A 15,549-nucleotide genomic window follows, 5' to 3' on the forward strand; every position below is an offset into this window, starting at 1 on the left:
TTTTTACTCCTTTCTTTTAGCCGTTTTCCACGGCAGAAAACTGAAATGCAGCTTTTCATACATGAGCACAAGCATCGAGGGATGTAAAAAGAGAGAAAAAACAAATGCCAGCGCGATCGCGATGGTGAGGACAACCCCCGTGCTTTTCATCGCCTTCATGACCGAGGGAATAAATGAAGCGAACCCGATCATCGTCGTCAGCGAAGTCATGAATATCGCCGCGCCCGTTTTTTCAATCACCGTGCCGATCTTCCCTTTTCCTTCGTAGCGGTAGCGATGGCTGATATGCACCGCGTCATCGATCCCGATCCCGATAAGAAGCGGAATCCCGATCACATTGATAAAATCGAACTTGATGCCGAGTATGGCCATGATGCCGAAAAGGGAAAAGATTGAAAATCCCAGCGGAAGCATCGTTATGATCGAAAGCTTGATGTTTCTGAAATCGAGAAAAAGAAGAATGAAGATAATGACCGCGGCGACAATCGAAGCCCGGACCGCATCGACTTCTGCGATACGCGACATCTGGTCCGCAACAAGAATCATACCGGTCGAGTTTTCATTGATACTTTCCACCTGCCGCACGAACACGTCCCTGTTCTGTTTGATCCACGGGTTCTGTTTGGGATAGATATTGACGATGTACTCATCCCCCTGTTTTGAAATATATGCGTCCCTGATCGACCGGGGGAGATCCCCGATACCGATGGTTTTTCCTTCCGTCATATGAAGAAGCTTTTGACGGAAACTCGAACCCAGCCGTTTCTGGAGTGACGAAAGTCCTTCGACTGCCTGCTGATCCGTTTCAAGAAGTCCGATGATCTCATCGATTACCGATACTTCCGCCTTCTCCCCCTCCTCGTTCACACCGGTAAGCCGGTCCAGGATATATGACATTCTGCTCATACCGCTTCCATATGCCAGGATCGAAAGTTCCGAAAAGTTCATCCACAACCGCTCCAGTTCTCCGGTAAGCTTCCCGGCATCGATCGAAGCGCCGGGGGCGTAGACCCGGAGTTTTTCTTCGAATTCACCGATCACGGGCAGCCGTTCCTTCTGTTCTTCCTCCGTCGCGATAAACGGCGCGATCGAATCCACCGCTTTCACCGAAGCGAGCCGTTCAAGGTCGTCGGCGTACGATGCGGCCTCTTTGATTGATGAGGTTCGGATGGAAAGGGAGTCGGGCGCCATTTCGAACTCGTCGACCATGACATCCTGCAATTCCACGGATTCGAGTCCTTCCGCCTCCATTTCCATAATATTATCCTCGACCCTTACTCCGGGCGCCTGTGTGATAATGACTATGCCGGCCAGAATAAAGAGAGAGGCGATGAGTGCGGGATGTTTTGCGATCACTTTGCCTATACCGGGGAGGGTCCTGGGCTGCCGTAGTACCTTGTGGAGAAAAAGATCGGACTCTTTCTTTCCGAGTTTTTCAAGCCGATGTGATCTGAACCCGATAAGCGCGGGGATAAAAATCATCATGGCGCAGTATTCGCAGATAATCCCTGCACCCGCGACGAATCCCAGTTCCTTGACCACTTCGCTCTCTGCGATCACAAGGGCAAAGAACGCAACCGCCGTGGTCAGGGCGCCGGTCGCGATTCCCGATCCCGATTTCACGAAACTGGCATACATGGCATCCACCGTCCCCTTGCCGTCATCCTTTTCCTGAACAAAGGTGGTGAGAAGATGGATCGCGTAATCGATGCCCAATCCGATCATGACCACCATGTACATGGCGGTCATGATGTTGAGACGGTGCAACACCAATCCGGTAATGCCGACGGTCCAGACCACCCCGGCGAGGAGGGGAATACCCGAGATAAGGGGGATGGCGAACATTCTGAAAACGATAATCAAAAGCAAAATAATGAGGATAAAGGCGATCGACATGGAAAGGGCGAGTCCCTGCTCCGAGGTAACCATTTCATCCTTGCCGACGACAGTCAGGCCGGTAAGACCGGCCGTCGTCCCGTGTTCTTTCGCGATCCGTTTGGCGACCCGGTCCATCAGGGGAACCGCAGTGACGAGCGCCTCGAGGTCATTGACATCGAAGGTCGGCTGGATGATGAAAAGCGCCATGGTATTGTCCCTGTTAAAAAAATACTCGTCGCCGAAGAGGAGCCGGTCGGTCGTTTCTTCGATCGTCTCGTCGCTGACTGCCTTTCCTTCCGCGGCCGTTTTCATGATCAACAGGAGTTTTTCAAGTCCCCTGAACTGGGAAACGGCCGTTCGTTCGTCTTCTTCGAGTTTGGCCTCATTCCCCGAATACTCGGCCTCGAAATCATTATTGAGGCCGATCAACAGGGGGATAAAGTCAAGGCTGCCGAAAATGTCAACGAATCTCTCGAGGTCCTCCTTTTTCTGGATGATAAGACCATACCTCCCGAAAAACTCCTTTTCGAGTTTTCCGGTGACATTATCGATGTATTCGCTATATTCCGCTTTTCCGAACTCATCGGTAAGAGCATCGACACTTTCAGCCACGGATAACGCCGCCCTTTCCCTGTCGCCTTTATCCCGGGCTTCGACAACGACGGTAATCGCGGAGGAAAGTGGAAATTGCTCGACAATGTGCTTCAGTTCCACCACTTTGTTCGAATACCGGGGAAGAATCGAATAGAATGTCATTTCCATCGAAAGAAAGAAAAATCCCATTGCCAAGATAATGGTAACGGCAAACCCGATGAGGAGTGCGCGCTGCCAGTTGGTAACCGCCCAACGGCCCCACCTTCCCAGAAGGCGTGATTTGAGTGAGCTATTCGTTTCCATTCGTCTGTCCTCCTTTATATTCCCGAACGACCTTTTCCATGAAATCGATATAATCGGAAAAACGCTTTTCCCCCTTTCGGGTGAGGGAATAGATCGTATGCGCCGTATCTTCGATAATTTCCTTCTTTTTCCTGATATACCCGCCTTCGAGGAGTTTTTTGAGATGTGAATAGACCGCGCCGTCTGTTCCGCCGATAATTTTCCTGAACCGGTTGTAACTGACATATTTTTCCCTGTAGAGAAGGGAAATCATCGAAAGCCTGGTTTTTTCGAAAAATATCTGATCGAATCCCAGGTAGAGATCACTCATCCGCGGCATCCTTTTTTTGAAGCAGGTAACAGATGAACCCGCCGCCGATCCATCCGCCCCCCGCGCATATACTGCAAACGAGGACGAGGAGGTGTGTCGGAAGTCCCGAAAAATAAAAAATAAAACTCGATGCGGTGAGGATGGCCGCCGGAACGAGATAGTTGATATGAGTGGCAAGGGCATAGAGTATATAAAACCCGCCGGCCGCCGCGGTCAGAAAAACGGGGATGTCCCGGTAAACTTCGAGTTTGAGAAAGACGAGACAGGGGAGGATGGCGATAAAAAGAAAAAGAACCAGCCCGATATAGTATTTGACGAGCGGCGGAGAGAGAATGTTCAACGAATGCCGCGTCATATTCTGTATGAATGAAATTAATTCAAAAAGTCCGGCTAAAATAATGACGGGAACCCAGATATAATAGAAATACTCCATCGGGGCAAGGGATGCATAGCGTTCGACCAGAAAATGAACGATACCGCCGGCAATGAGAAGCCCCCCCCACACATAAAACGCCCACCGTGCGTAGATCGTTTTTATTTTTACTTCAAAGAGAAGCTCCTTGATCGTTTTGAGGTTATCTGAAAACTCGTCGATGGTTTTCCTGTTATCAAGCATTCCGTTATCCGGCATAATACGATACTCCTTTCGGTTTGTCGATTAAAGCTACTTTATATTTCATAGCTACTTTGTAATTTAAAGTATCTGAACATGAATGTCAAGCGAATTCCTCTTCTATATTAAAAAAATTTTCCACAAATCTACGGGAGGGGCGGGTCGGGAATCGATGCGGATCTTTCCGAAAGAAAGGTCATAAGTCTGTTTTTTTTATTGATGAAATCGCTATAATCGATATAATAGGTCGGTTCATGATACACTGCCCTGTCGATCTCGGCATAGATCCTTTCGAGTTCATCCGTCATATCGTCTGTTATGTTCGATTCTCCCGCCTGAATGAAGAGAAGTTCCAACATGGCATTGTATCGTGTTTTCATTTCGGTGTTTTCCAGAATACGACCCGTGAGTATATTGTGGCCCCCGACGGCCGGTATATTGTCGGGATTCATGCTTATCCCGTTGTCCCACGGAAGAATGCTAACGGTGTCATGATGGTAGATATAGAAGTTTTGGATCGAAGTGTCCCTGACCGCGCAAAAATCGTGCACGACCATATACCGTATAAAATCGTCTTTATCGATATACTCATCCATCCACGCGTTCCATTCTTCGTCGCCCATATGCGCAACGTTATAGACAAGCCTGTCCAGCGTCGTAAAGTCCGAATCGTCCGGAAAGCATTTTTCCGACCGGTAATGAAGGGGAAGATCGAATCCCATATTCCCGAAATGGCATTTGAACAATTGCGTGTCGCTCTCACCGTACCATGCTTCCAGATCGTCTTCATTATAAATCGGTATTTTCGTGTAACAGCCGATATACTCCCCGTTCACGAACAACGCCGCCCCTTTCGTTTCCGGAACGCAAAGCCCCGCTTTTTTATAGGCGAAAAAAACGAGTCTGTTCTCGATATTGAATGATTCGAGACAATATCGAATCGTGCGGTTTTCCGTCGAGATTTTGACGGTAAAGGATTTTTTCGGATATATCCTCGAGGTGAAGCCCCTTACCTTTATATATGCCTTTATACGCCGCCCGTCTTCTTCATAAAGACACGGTGCATAGTCGTCTTCCGCGACACTGTTATAGAGCTTTTTCAGGGAAGCGGGTGAAAGGGAGACATGGATGCGGGTAATCGGGCCTAAATCCGGACAGGGTACCGGAGAAAAACAGATCACCTCACCGCATCCGGCCGTAATGCAGAGTACGAGGATTAAAAAAAATCCCCGTTTCAATATGTTGCCATTAATTGCAGCGACCATAAAAACTCTAGTTGCGTCACAGGATCATCTTCTCCCGCGAACATATTGATACCCACGCCCCCGTCGAAGACAATCGATACCTTTTTTTTATAATCGAGCCTGCTTCCGCCGATAATTTCCATCCGGGGATAATCGGGGCGTCCGATATCGGGAAAGAGGATGGTGTATCTGAGTGCGGGAATCCACTCGATATCGCCGAATGAAAATACGATCCCGGCGTGGGCGTCTCCTCCGGCGAAAAAGCTGTCATCGGCACCGGGATAATGCAGCAATCCGATCGGATCGATCAGATTGGAACCTCCGGTCAGTTCCAATCCATAACGGATATCGCTTTCATAGTCGGCGAAAACCAGATCGACGAGAAATGCATGAAGTTTGTAATACGATTCGTCTGAAAGCCACCTGTCGTGGAAGAGTGAGGGGATATAGCTTGCCGTTATACCCAAAAACCTGTCCTCTTTATCGAAATGATAAAAAAAGGCTCCGATAAACTGCGATTCGAAATGGGCGGTGTTGAAAGCGACATGAAACGCGTATGAAAAAGGAAAGGTATCTTTGACATAATTCCTGTATATTTTTACACCGAGATTATTTATCGAATAGCCCGATGCATCCGCATAATCAGCCACCGCTGTTTTTGTCGAAAACAAACGGCTGCGGCGCCCGATAACCTCATCCAGCATCAGTTCCGGTTCGAATTGACCCGCTTTAATCCACATAAACTCGAGGGCGGACCACCGCAGGGAGATCTCTTCGGATTCGACTTCGAATTTGTCCGCTTCGAGTTCGAGTTTCAATAATACCTCTTTTGTGACCTCGAATGAAAACGCTATTTCGGCTTCGATATCGTAATAATCGACATCCTCGAGTTCACACCCAGCCTCGAGAACGAAGCGCGCATCGATATCCATATCCTTCTTTTCTGCCTGTATATTCGCTGCAACGGAAACGAGTATAAGAAAAAAGATCATTACTTTTCTGTCACGCATATCAGGCGTCGATTATAGCTTTTTTATATCTGTCCTGTCAATCGGTCCGGTAAAAGCCTTCCTCCCTTGACAACAATCCCCTGTATCACATACAATAATGACGGATGTCGTTCGTACGGATACCCCGGGAAACCGTTTTGGAAACGAATAGCCGTTGACGATACGGGAATAACGAACCTTGTCTTTTTAAATGAGGAGATGATATGCTCGATGCGATAGCGGATTTCCTCTCGAAACCGCTCGTCAATGAAAATATAAATATAACGTCGATGATGGTCGGATTCGCTCTCTCGGCCTTTCTCAGTTTTCTATTGTCGCTTATTTACAAACGCCTCAATCCGGAGCGTGAAGAAATCCATCTGATGATGCAGTCGCTTGTCGTTCTTTCGATGACAATCGCCGCCGCCATGATGATCGTGGGAAACGAACTCGCCCGTGCATTCGGGCTCGTCGGCGCCGTTTCCGTCATACGATTCCGTACCGCGGTGCAGAATTACCGCGATATGGCGTTCGTTTTTATCTCGATCGTGATCGGGATGGCGTGCGGTCTCGAGTTTTATATCCTGGCCGCTTTCATCGCCTTGAGTACGGGCGGCCTGCTGTTCCTGCTCGGCGTCATGCGCTTTGGAGAAAGAAAGAGACAGGCTGCATATTATGCATTGCGAATAGGATTCAACTGTAACGGTATTTCAAGAACTGAAATCGAAAACGAATTGCTTTCCAGGAAAATCCCTTTTACGTTCTGCGGTATGAAAATGGCGGAAAAGAAAAGCTGGTTCGACTACCGTATCGAAGCATGCGACAAGGCACTCATGGATGAGGTTGTCGCTTTCATAAAGAAAAGGTTTTCAGACCGCCAGGTCATTATCAGAATAAATATCGTAAAAAGATGAGGGCCTCTCGAACTCGCGACGGTGTTTCAGCTATATAAACTCGTCATTCCCTTCATCCGAAAACTCCGGCACGATATAGACGACCGCCCCGCCTTTTGTCACTTCCATAGAGACGAATCCCCGGCGCACGAGTTCATCGAGCTTTTTATGCGCTTCCTCGATACCGATATCCGCTTCGAGTGCGACGAGCGCCGGTGTCACCTTCCCCTTGTTTTTTTGCGCGATGGAAAGTATCACTTTCTCTGTTTTTTGTATCTTGTTTGAGGCGATCTGTGCTTCATACTTTTCCCGGAGAAGAAGCTGTTTCTTCTTCCCGAGAAACAGGAGAACGACCGAGGGAACCAATCCGGTAAAAAAAGTGCCGAAACCCCAGCCGGCACCCGATCTGCCCAATCGCTTGGCGAGAAACCCGGTAAGAACGCTCGTTGCGACAAACGAGCACATAAAAAGGGGAGCGACAATAGTATCGAATAACGTCGCCGGGAAAACGCCTCCCATTAGCACATAACACAACACAATTCCCGTGCCGAGCGCCGCCTTCAGTATATTGGTTTTCCGTTTCTCTTTTCTTTCGTTATCCGGCATACCTTCCTCCGGCTTCGTGTTATATGGAATCGATGAGGTTATTAATCTCTTCGGATATCTTTTCTGTCTTTTCACCCACGATCGTTTTCGCTTTTTCCAAATCCAGTCCGGCGTCACTCCTGACTGATGTATAGAATTTGATCTTCGGCTCCGTTCCCGACGGCCGCACGGAGATGATACTATCGTCGGCGAGGAAAAACTGGAGAACATTCGACGAAGGCAGGCTGATATCTTTCACCTTTTCCCCGGTTTCCATATACCGGGTCGTCCCGGTTTTATAATCCTTGACCAACTTCACGTTTTCTCCGCCGATTTTCTCCGGCGCCTCATTCCTCAGTTTGTCCATAAGGAGCTGCATTGTTTTTATTCCGCTTTCTCCCTTGAAATATTTCGATATGAGGCTTTCTTCAAAATAACCGTACTTATGATAAAGCTGGTTGAGACGATCGAGTACGGATATATTCTTCGAAAGATGGTAGAGTGCCATTTCACACGCCAATGTCGCGGCCGTTACCGCATCCTTGTCACGGACATTCGTTCCGATCAGGTATCCGTAGCTTTCCTCATATCCCATGACGAATTGCGGGCCGTCATGATTCGATTCGAATTCCCGAATCTTTTCACCGATATATTTGAAACCGGTGAGGGTATCGAAACAGATTGCGCCGTAATCCTCGGCGACGAGACGTCCGAGTTCCGATGTGACTATTGTTTTTACCATCGCGCACCTGGGAGGAAGTTTTCCCATCTCCTTGAGACTCATAAATATGTAATCGACAAGAAGCGCGCCAAGCTGATTTCCGGTCAACAGGTTAAAGCGCCCGTTTTTTTCCGGAACGGCGATACCGAGTCTGTCGGCATCCGGATCGGTCCCCATGACGATGTCCGCCTTTACCTTTCTTCCCAGCGCGACCGCTTTCTCCAGGGCGGAAGCTTCTTCCGGATTGGGATACTTCAATCCGTTAAAATTACTGTCGGGATCTTTCTGGTCGGGCACGAATATCACATCGATCCCGAGTTCGGAAAGCGCCCTGGATACGGGAACGGCACCCGTTCCGCAAAGTGGAGTATAAACGACCTTAAGTTCCTTTCCCCGTTCCCTGACGAGCTGCGGACGAAGCGAGAGATCCTTCACCGTCTTGATAAAGGCTTTATCGACGTCCCGGTCGATCATGATTAAAAGACCCCGATCGATCGCTTCTTTTTTATCGAGGACGGTGATATCGTTCGTTACCGCTTTTACTTCTTCGATAATTCCCTCATCATGCGGCGGCAATATCTGCGCCCCGTCGTTCCAGACGACTTTGTACCCGTTATATTCTGGCGGGTTATGACTCGCCGTTATCACGATGCCGGCCGCGGCCTTGAAATATCGTACGGCAAAGGAAAGCTCCGGGGTCGGCTTCAGTCTGCCGAACAGATACACGCGTATATTGTTTCCGGTCAGAACCCCGGCTGCTTCTTCAGCAAAGGTATCCGAATGAAGCCGTGAATCATAGGCAATAACGACGGAAGCGCTTTCCGCCGGGGCGGTTTTCTTGATATAATTGGCAAGCCCCTGTGTCGCACGCTTCACAACGAACGGATTCATTCGATTGTACCCGCCGCCGATAATCCCACGAAGACCCCCGGTCCCGAACTCGAGATCGGTATAAAAACGGTCATTCAAAGCATCGATATCACCCTCTGCGACAAGTCGCTCCACTTCCTCTCTGAAACGCGTGTCTTTTTCAAGAAAGATATAATCTTCTGCCCTTTTTAAAATCGTCTGCTTGTCCATGGCGATATCACTTTCCTTCAATAATAAAGATAACACATGGCAATCCAAAAGACCATTGCCGATCCCTTTATAAACTATACCAGATGGATACGGAGGATTCAATAGTCGAAGGATTAATTGATAATGGCCTCACGCTTTTTTTATGTCACGGCGAAGTATGGACTTTTTCTTCTTCCCGTAATAATATCGGTACAGGACGCCATGATGAAAAAACCGTTACCGTACGACGCGTATGATGAACTGGCCGATTCATACGCTGTGATGGTCGATACAAAACCACATAACGCTTTGTACAATACACCGGCAGTCATTTCCCTGCTGCCGGATGTACAAAACGCTCATATCCTCGACGCCGGCTGCGGTCCCGGTTTTTTTACCGAAATTTTATTGAAGAAAGGTGCCGTTGTCACCGCCTTTGATGCAAACGAGAAGATGATCCGGCATGCGCGGGCTCGTGTCGGAGAAAAAGTCACGCTTCTTAGGGCGAACATGGAAGAGCCGCTCGCGTTTTTAGGTGACAATACCGTTGACGGCGTACTCAGTTCTTTAGCGGTTACCTATGTAAAGGATCATACGCCGCTTTTTGCCGAGTTCAGCCGTGTTTTACATCCGGGCGGCTGGCTTGTCTTTTCAACGGAGCATCCCTTTTTTTCCTACCGTTATTTTAACATCGACAATTATTTTGAAACCAGAGAAGTAAGCTGTGTCTGGAAAGGTTTCGGCAAACACGTGACAATGCCGAGTTACTATCACAGCCTGGGAAGTATTGCTGAGGCCTTAAGCGGTAACGGATTCGTCATCGAACGGATACTGGAACCCAGGCCGCTTCCGGAATTCAAATTCACCTCCCCTGAGGATTATGAAGACCTCATGAAATTCCCGTTATTCATCTGTATAAGGGCAATTACGCGTACGGCTTAAAATCGGAGGCGATCTGTTCCAGGGTCCGGTGACATCCGGAAAATGCCTCCACTACGGAGGGATTGAAGTGTGTGCCCGTACCCGACACGATAATATCATGCGCTTCTTCGAATGATTGGGCCTTTTTATACACACGTCTTGTCACAAGCGCATCATAGACGTCCGCCAGTCCCGCGATCGCGCCGGGAAGGGGTATGTCCTCTCCTTTCAGGCCGTACGGATATCCGCTTCCGTCATACTTCTCGTGATGATAGAGGATGACATCCTTGCAAAGCTTTAAAAAAGATGATTCATGATGATTCTTTTCTACCCGGTCCAGGGTACGGTACCCGATTACGCAATGACGTTTGATGATATCGTATTCATCTCTATCCAGTTTAGCGGGTTTTAGCAACACCGCATCCGGTATACCGATTTTTCCTATATCGTGCAGCTGACCGGCAAGCGCGAGTTCCTCGCTGAATGTATAGACCGTTTCTGAGGTAAGGTTTCCCCTGCGCCCGAGTTCGTCCGTCAATGTTTTTATATAATACCGGATACGGGAAAGATGATATTCGGTTGCGGGATCGCGCGATTCGGCGACTTCCGCGAGTGCGACGAGAATGGAATCCCTCACACCTAAATTGATGATACGTTCCGCTGATTTGATGCGAGCCGTCAGTTCCGCTTTCTGAAACGGCTTTGTGATAAAATCATCCGCCCCGTGTTCGAGGGCGAACGCCATCTGTTTTACTTCACTTTTACCCGTTGCGATAATCACATAGGTCGACTTATCTCCTTCTTTTCTGCGGATACGTTTTAGAAGATCTATTCCGGTCATCTCCGGCATGAGCCAGTCGGTAACGACGATATGCGGCCGTTCCTTTTCCCAGATTTCATAGCCCGAAAGACCGTCATGCGCGACCATGGTCTCCAACCCCATATCCGTGATATAACGGTTCAATTTTTCCCTGCTTACCAGTTCGTCGTCAACGATTAATAATTTCATTGTGAACGCTTTATTTCCGCTCCTTTTTCCTTACTGTTTACTTTCTCGGAGATATAAAAATCATTGAGCAGATCGGTTTCGGATGAAAGTTCATCAATGGCCGATCGAACGGTATCCCACCGTTCGTTTTCCGCACCTTTCTGTATCGCGAAGGCGACACGCGAGATACGGTACGCGGTGATATTCGCCGCCCCCCCCTTCAATTTATGTGCTTCCATGACCAGTGTCCGTTTATCCTTTTTTCCGAACGCACTTTTCATAAGTATAATCTGTGTTTTGAGGTTTTCAAGGAATTTAAAAAGAATATTGAAAAAAAATTCCATATCCCCTTCAAACTCCTCATACGCCCGTTCCATATCCACCGGCTTGAGGACATCCGGTTCTTCCGCGACAACCCGGTCTTTTATGGAAGGCCGCACATATTCGTGTTTGTAACAGATTTTCGACGCGTCGAATGCCGCGGAACTGACAAGCCAATACGTCACCTTTTCAATGAGTTGTTTCTTTTGAAAGGGTTTGGTAAGTACGTCATTCATTCCCGCTTCCAGACATTTTTGCCGGTCGCTGTCGAATGCGTGGGCGGTAAGCCCGATGATCGGTATATCCTTGTTGCCGAGTTCCTCTCGTATATACCGTGTCGCCGCATATCCGTCCATTTCCGGCATCTGTATATCCATCAGAACAAGATCGCAATGGTGAGCCCCGAACACCTCGATCCCTTTTCTCCCGTTTTCCGCCGCGAGCACATGGCATCCCGTGTTTTGCAGATGTATCTGTGCGACTTTCAGATTCGTCTGATAATCATCGACGATAAGTACGGTCGCATCGATCTTCGAGGGCAGTTTCTTTATCTCGAATTTGTGTACGTCTTTCAGTTCGTCTTCACGAGGGATCCCGAAGCTTGCGGTAAACCAGAACGTGCTTCCTTCACCCGGTTTGCTTTTCACCCCCATCTTCCCGCCCATAAGGCCGGTCAGTTGATTCGCGATCGCGGTTCCGAGCCCCGTGCCGCCGTATTTTCTCGCAATCGATGTTTCGACCTGTTCGAAATTATTGAATATGATATCCTGCTTGTCGTCGGGAATCCCGATACCGGTATCCGTAATGGAAAACTTCAGTTCGACCTTTCTCGTTCCCCGCTTACGATTTTTTGTTACGTTGACGGAAATACCACCTTTTTCGGTAAACTTCACCGCGTTGCCGATGAGGTTCACCAGAATCTGACGCAGTCTGAGGGGATCCCCTTTCAGGGCGGCGGGGACATCGTCATCGACGGTCATCGAAAAACTGAGGCCCGTTTCTTCCGCCTGGAGACCGTAAAAACTGGCGATCGATGAAAGAAGCTCGGAAAGCAGGAACGGAACAATTTCGAGTTCGAGTTTACCGGCCTCGATCTTCGACATGTTCAGCACCTGATTGATGAGTTCGAGTAGTTTTTCCGATTCCTTGACAATGGTTTTCGAGAATTTCTTTGTTTCCTCGATATCGTTCGATTTTTCGATAATTTCGGCGAATCCCGAAATTGCATTGAGCGGTGTTCTCAGTTCATGACTCATATTCGCCAGAAAAATACTCTTTGCCTGATTCGCCCTGTTTGCTTCGTCCATCGACCTTACCAGTGCCCTGTTGACTTCGATCACGTCTTTTGTTCTGGATTCCACCTCCTTTTCGAGTTCTTCCGAATATTTCTTACGCTGCTCCAAAAGCATGTTGAGGTTTCTCGACATTTTTTCCACTTCGACAAAGGTCGATGAAAAACGAAGATTGAGAAGAATCGCCTGACAGAAAATAAAGACAAACTGTCCGATGGGAATAAGATGCGTACTGACGATAATTTCCTGTGTGTAGAGAAGATCGTGAACGACGGTGACGAATAAAACAGAAAATCCGATCAAAAACACGATAACGCCGTTCCGTTTGTTCCTGAAGGCTTTAGCGATGATAATGAATATGTAAAGACACGCGGCCACGGTGACAAGCTGCATAACGGTCAGGATCGCGTTGCTTATGACATATGGAAGCAAAAGGGTAAAACAGGCGACCGCGTGCAGAACGGTAAAAATACGGGGAAAGTATTTGGAAGTTTCATCGGGATACAGGTAAAAAATAAACTGGATGAAACAGGGGACACTCAGGTAAAAGGTAAGCACTTGAAGATTAATAAAAAGCCGCCAGTTGATGTCGGGGAAAAGCGAGAGGAAAAAACGCTCAGAATGGAGGATAATCCGGAACGCGATAAAAATACAGAACAGTCCGAAAAACAAAAAAGATTTTTCCCGGAGTTTACTCGCGAAGAAAACCAGATGATAACAGCCGATGATGAGAATCGCTCCAAAGAGAAATATTTCAAAACCGAGGCGCTGCTCCCGTTCCTGCAGAATATGCTCCTGGTCCCCGATCGTCATCGAAGTCCAGACTCCACCCTGTTCCATCTCAAAGTTCGATATCTGAAGCAGTACATCGGCTTCCTTTACCGCTTCAATAAAGACGATACGCGGCTTCATCTCCGGCCGTGAGGTTTCTCCGGTTCTGCCCACTTTTCCGGTTTCAAGCAAGAATCTGTCCCCGACGAATAAACGGTAAGAGGAAAAAACGATCTGGAATTTGAGTCCCACTCTCCTTTCGTTATCCGGCAGCAGAAGCCTGAGACGGTAGGTGGCAAAACCGCTTTCATCGAGCCGTGTGCCTCCGATCGTTTTTCCCTTCCAGAATCCGGGAACATCGATGTAACCGGTCGGCGCGGGTTTATTCTCTCCGATAAAATCTTCAGGAACGAGCAGACGGTTCCAGTAAATTTCCCATTGCCCGTTCAGTGCGACAGATCCGTTTTTCCGAAAATTCCAGTCGCGGAGATCGAGAACGCCCCCTTTTACGACCGGTACGCTGATATTCTTTCCGATGATGCTGCATGAAGGGAGGATCGCGCATACCGCCATCACGATACCGATGGCAACAAGGTCCCGGATGTGAATGTGATGTCGATGATCGGATGTTTTCATGATATAATCGATTCAGTATATCCCGGCCAATCCGATATTGCAAGGGAAAAAACACTTCGGGCAACCGGGGATCCCGCTGCGCCCGGGAATGTTCCGCTCATGGAAACATAGCTGCTTCCTGCTTTCTTTCCGTAGAAAAGGCGGGTTCTGTTCGAGGTTTTTTCATCGGATTTCGGTGAGACACGAACACCGGTCGAACCGGGCCGAATCACCCGTTATTGAAGGTCGCGTATGCGAATTTCCGTATGGTCCTGCCGTGCCAGCATACCGGTTAAAAGCGATGTGTCCGTTTTCCCATAGTGATACGGATAGACAATTCCCGGCTTGAATGCGCTGACCGCTTCCGCCACCTGGCCCGGTGTCATCGTGTACGGTTGATTCATGGGGAGAAATGCGATATCGATGTTTTCGAGTTTTTGCATTTCAGGGGTATTTTCCGTGTCTCCGGCGATGTATACCCGTTTCCCGCCAAGCGAGAGGATATACCCGTTATCCCTCCCTTTCGGATGATAATTGCTTCGACCGGCTGTCGTATTATACGCAGGAACCGCCTCGATCGTTATACCGTCGATTTCCCGTATATCGCCGTTTTTCATGACGATACCGTCTTGTATCCGCCGGGAAGACTCCCCGTCGAGGATGACGACGGTCGAGATTTTTCGTATTTTTTCGATCGCATTCGAATCCAGGTGATCGGGGTGGCTGTGCGTGACAAGTATCACATCGGCCGCAGGCATTGCGGAATAATCAGCATACATGGAAACCGGATCGATATGAATGATTTTACCGTTATAATTCATGAGAAGCGTTCCATGTCCGATAAACGAAATGCTCAGCGTTCCGTTTTCCAACTGAAATGTATCTGTCTGAAAATTTACCATGACATCCTCCACTCCTCTCTCGTGATTGCCCGGTCCGCGATCGACGGCCGGATTTTTACCCGTGCAGCCAAATGCCGCGAAAACGATTAACAGGATGACTGTTATTTTGTTCATGGTCTACTCCATGATATTTTTTTTACAATCCTTTTGCGACAAGCTTCCGCAGCATGTCTTCAATTTCATGCCGTGCATTCGAATCCGGCTCCACTATGATGTTGAACCTGCGGCCGTCCGTTTCTTTTTCGATATACCCCGAACCCATCCGCCGTTCTCCGATATGCACCGATGTATTTTCAATCGCCCTTTCAAAAAGCGAGACGAGTCGTTTATAGTCGGCCTTCATGATTCCGGTGACGCTCCGTTCCCCACCGCTGTAAATGCCTGATGAAGAGAATGACGGCTGGACGGGTATATACTCGATCGAATTCCCTCTGATAACGTAACTGTTACCGCTTCCGTCTGAGTAACGATATATCGTCGTCTCCATATTTCGACACCCCCATGAAAATACAAGCATCGAGGAGAACAATATGAAAGCCGCGTGTGTTTT

Annotated in this window: 13 protein-coding genes; 2 read left to right on the forward strand and 11 right to left on the reverse strand. The window is 48.4% G+C overall.

Annotated features, from left to right (window positions below; genetic code table 11):
• Positions 1 to 3: 3 nt before the first annotated feature.
• The 5 genes from JW881_21295 to JW881_21315 all read right to left on the reverse strand — a co-directional run bounded on the left by JW881_21295 (position 4) and on the right by JW881_21315 (position 5,952).
• Positions 4 to 2,775: an MMPL family transporter gene (locus tag JW881_21295; protein MBN1700060.1), complete on the reverse strand. Its 2,772-nt coding sequence runs from the start codon at positions 2,773 to 2,775 to the stop codon at positions 4 to 6.
• A complete protein-coding gene (locus tag JW881_21300; GenBank protein ID MBN1700061.1) occupies positions 2,762 to 3,085 on the reverse strand; it encodes a transcriptional regulator in 324 nt (107 codons plus the stop codon). The genes JW881_21295 and JW881_21300 overlap by 14 nt, the downstream gene beginning before the upstream one ends.
• The gene (locus JW881_21305; GenBank protein ID MBN1700062.1) at positions 3,078 to 3,716 is read right to left on the reverse strand and encodes a hypothetical protein; all 639 of its coding nucleotides are present in this window, start codon (positions 3,714 to 3,716) and stop codon (positions 3,078 to 3,080) included. Before JW881_21305 ends, JW881_21300 begins: the two co-directional genes overlap by 8 nt.
• A gap of 128 nt (positions 3,717 to 3,844) precedes the next feature.
• Positions 3,845 to 4,963, reverse strand: coding sequence for a CotH kinase family protein (locus JW881_21310; protein ID MBN1700063.1), 1,119 nt, complete (start codon positions 4,961 to 4,963; stop codon positions 3,845 to 3,847).
• A complete protein-coding gene (locus JW881_21315) occupies positions 4,933 to 5,952 on the reverse strand; it encodes a hypothetical protein (GenBank protein MBN1700064.1) in 1,020 nt (339 codons plus the stop codon). The genes JW881_21310 and JW881_21315 overlap by 31 nt, the downstream gene beginning before the upstream one ends.
• 203 nt (positions 5,953 to 6,155) lie before the next feature.
• Here JW881_21315 and JW881_21320 point away from each other — a divergent pair, with 203 nt between their 5' ends.
• Positions 6,156 to 6,845, forward strand: a complete 690-nt coding sequence (locus tag JW881_21320) for a DUF4956 domain-containing protein (GenBank protein MBN1700065.1) — start codon at positions 6,156 to 6,158, stop codon at positions 6,843 to 6,845.
• A gap of 30 nt (positions 6,846 to 6,875) precedes the next feature.
• On the opposite strand, the gene JW881_21325 is transcribed toward JW881_21320, so the two are convergent.
• Both JW881_21325 and JW881_21330 read right to left on the reverse strand, forming a co-directional pair.
• Complete coding sequence (locus tag JW881_21325) at positions 6,876 to 7,430, reverse strand: hypothetical protein (GenBank protein ID MBN1700066.1); 555 nt, start codon at positions 7,428 to 7,430, stop codon at positions 6,876 to 6,878.
• A 19-nt stretch (positions 7,431 to 7,449) separates the two neighbouring features.
• Positions 7,450 to 9,210, reverse strand: coding sequence for a phospho-sugar mutase (locus JW881_21330; protein MBN1700067.1), 1,761 nt, complete (start codon positions 9,208 to 9,210; stop codon positions 7,450 to 7,452).
• 123 nt (positions 9,211 to 9,333) lie between these two features.
• Between JW881_21330 and JW881_21335 the strand changes: the two genes are divergently transcribed.
• The gene (locus JW881_21335) at positions 9,334 to 10,131 is read left to right on the forward strand and encodes a methyltransferase domain-containing protein (protein ID MBN1700068.1); all 798 of its coding nucleotides are present in this window, start codon (positions 9,334 to 9,336) and stop codon (positions 10,129 to 10,131) included.
• Here the strand turns inward: JW881_21335 and JW881_21340 are convergent.
• The 4 genes from JW881_21340 to JW881_21355 all read right to left on the reverse strand — a co-directional run bounded on the left by JW881_21340 (position 10,115) and on the right by JW881_21355 (position 15,486).
• On the reverse strand, positions 10,115 to 11,119 hold the full coding sequence (locus tag JW881_21340) for a response regulator (protein ID MBN1700069.1): 1,005 nt from the start codon (positions 11,117 to 11,119) through the stop codon (positions 10,115 to 10,117). The genes JW881_21335 and JW881_21340 overlap by 17 nt on opposite strands.
• Positions 11,116 to 14,118 (reverse strand): response regulator, encoded by a 3,003-nt coding sequence (locus JW881_21345; GenBank protein ID MBN1700070.1) that lies wholly within the window; start codon positions 14,116 to 14,118, stop codon positions 11,116 to 11,118. The genes JW881_21340 and JW881_21345 overlap by 4 nt, the downstream gene beginning before the upstream one ends.
• 215 nt (positions 14,119 to 14,333) lie before the next feature.
• Positions 14,334 to 15,113 carry an MBL fold metallo-hydrolase gene (locus tag JW881_21350; GenBank protein MBN1700071.1) on the reverse strand — a complete coding sequence of 260 codons (780 nt, stop codon included), beginning with the start codon at positions 15,111 to 15,113 and terminating at the stop codon, positions 14,334 to 14,336.
• Positions 15,114 to 15,135: 22 nt separating this feature from the next.
• On the reverse strand, positions 15,136 to 15,486 hold the full coding sequence (locus JW881_21355; GenBank protein ID MBN1700072.1) for a hypothetical protein: 351 nt from the start codon (positions 15,484 to 15,486) through the stop codon (positions 15,136 to 15,138).
• Positions 15,487 to 15,549 lie beyond the last annotated feature (63 nt).

Source organism: Spirochaetales bacterium, from assembly GCA_016930085.1.
GTDB lineage: Bacteria > Spirochaetota > Spirochaetia > SZUA-6 > JAFGRV01 > JAFGHO01.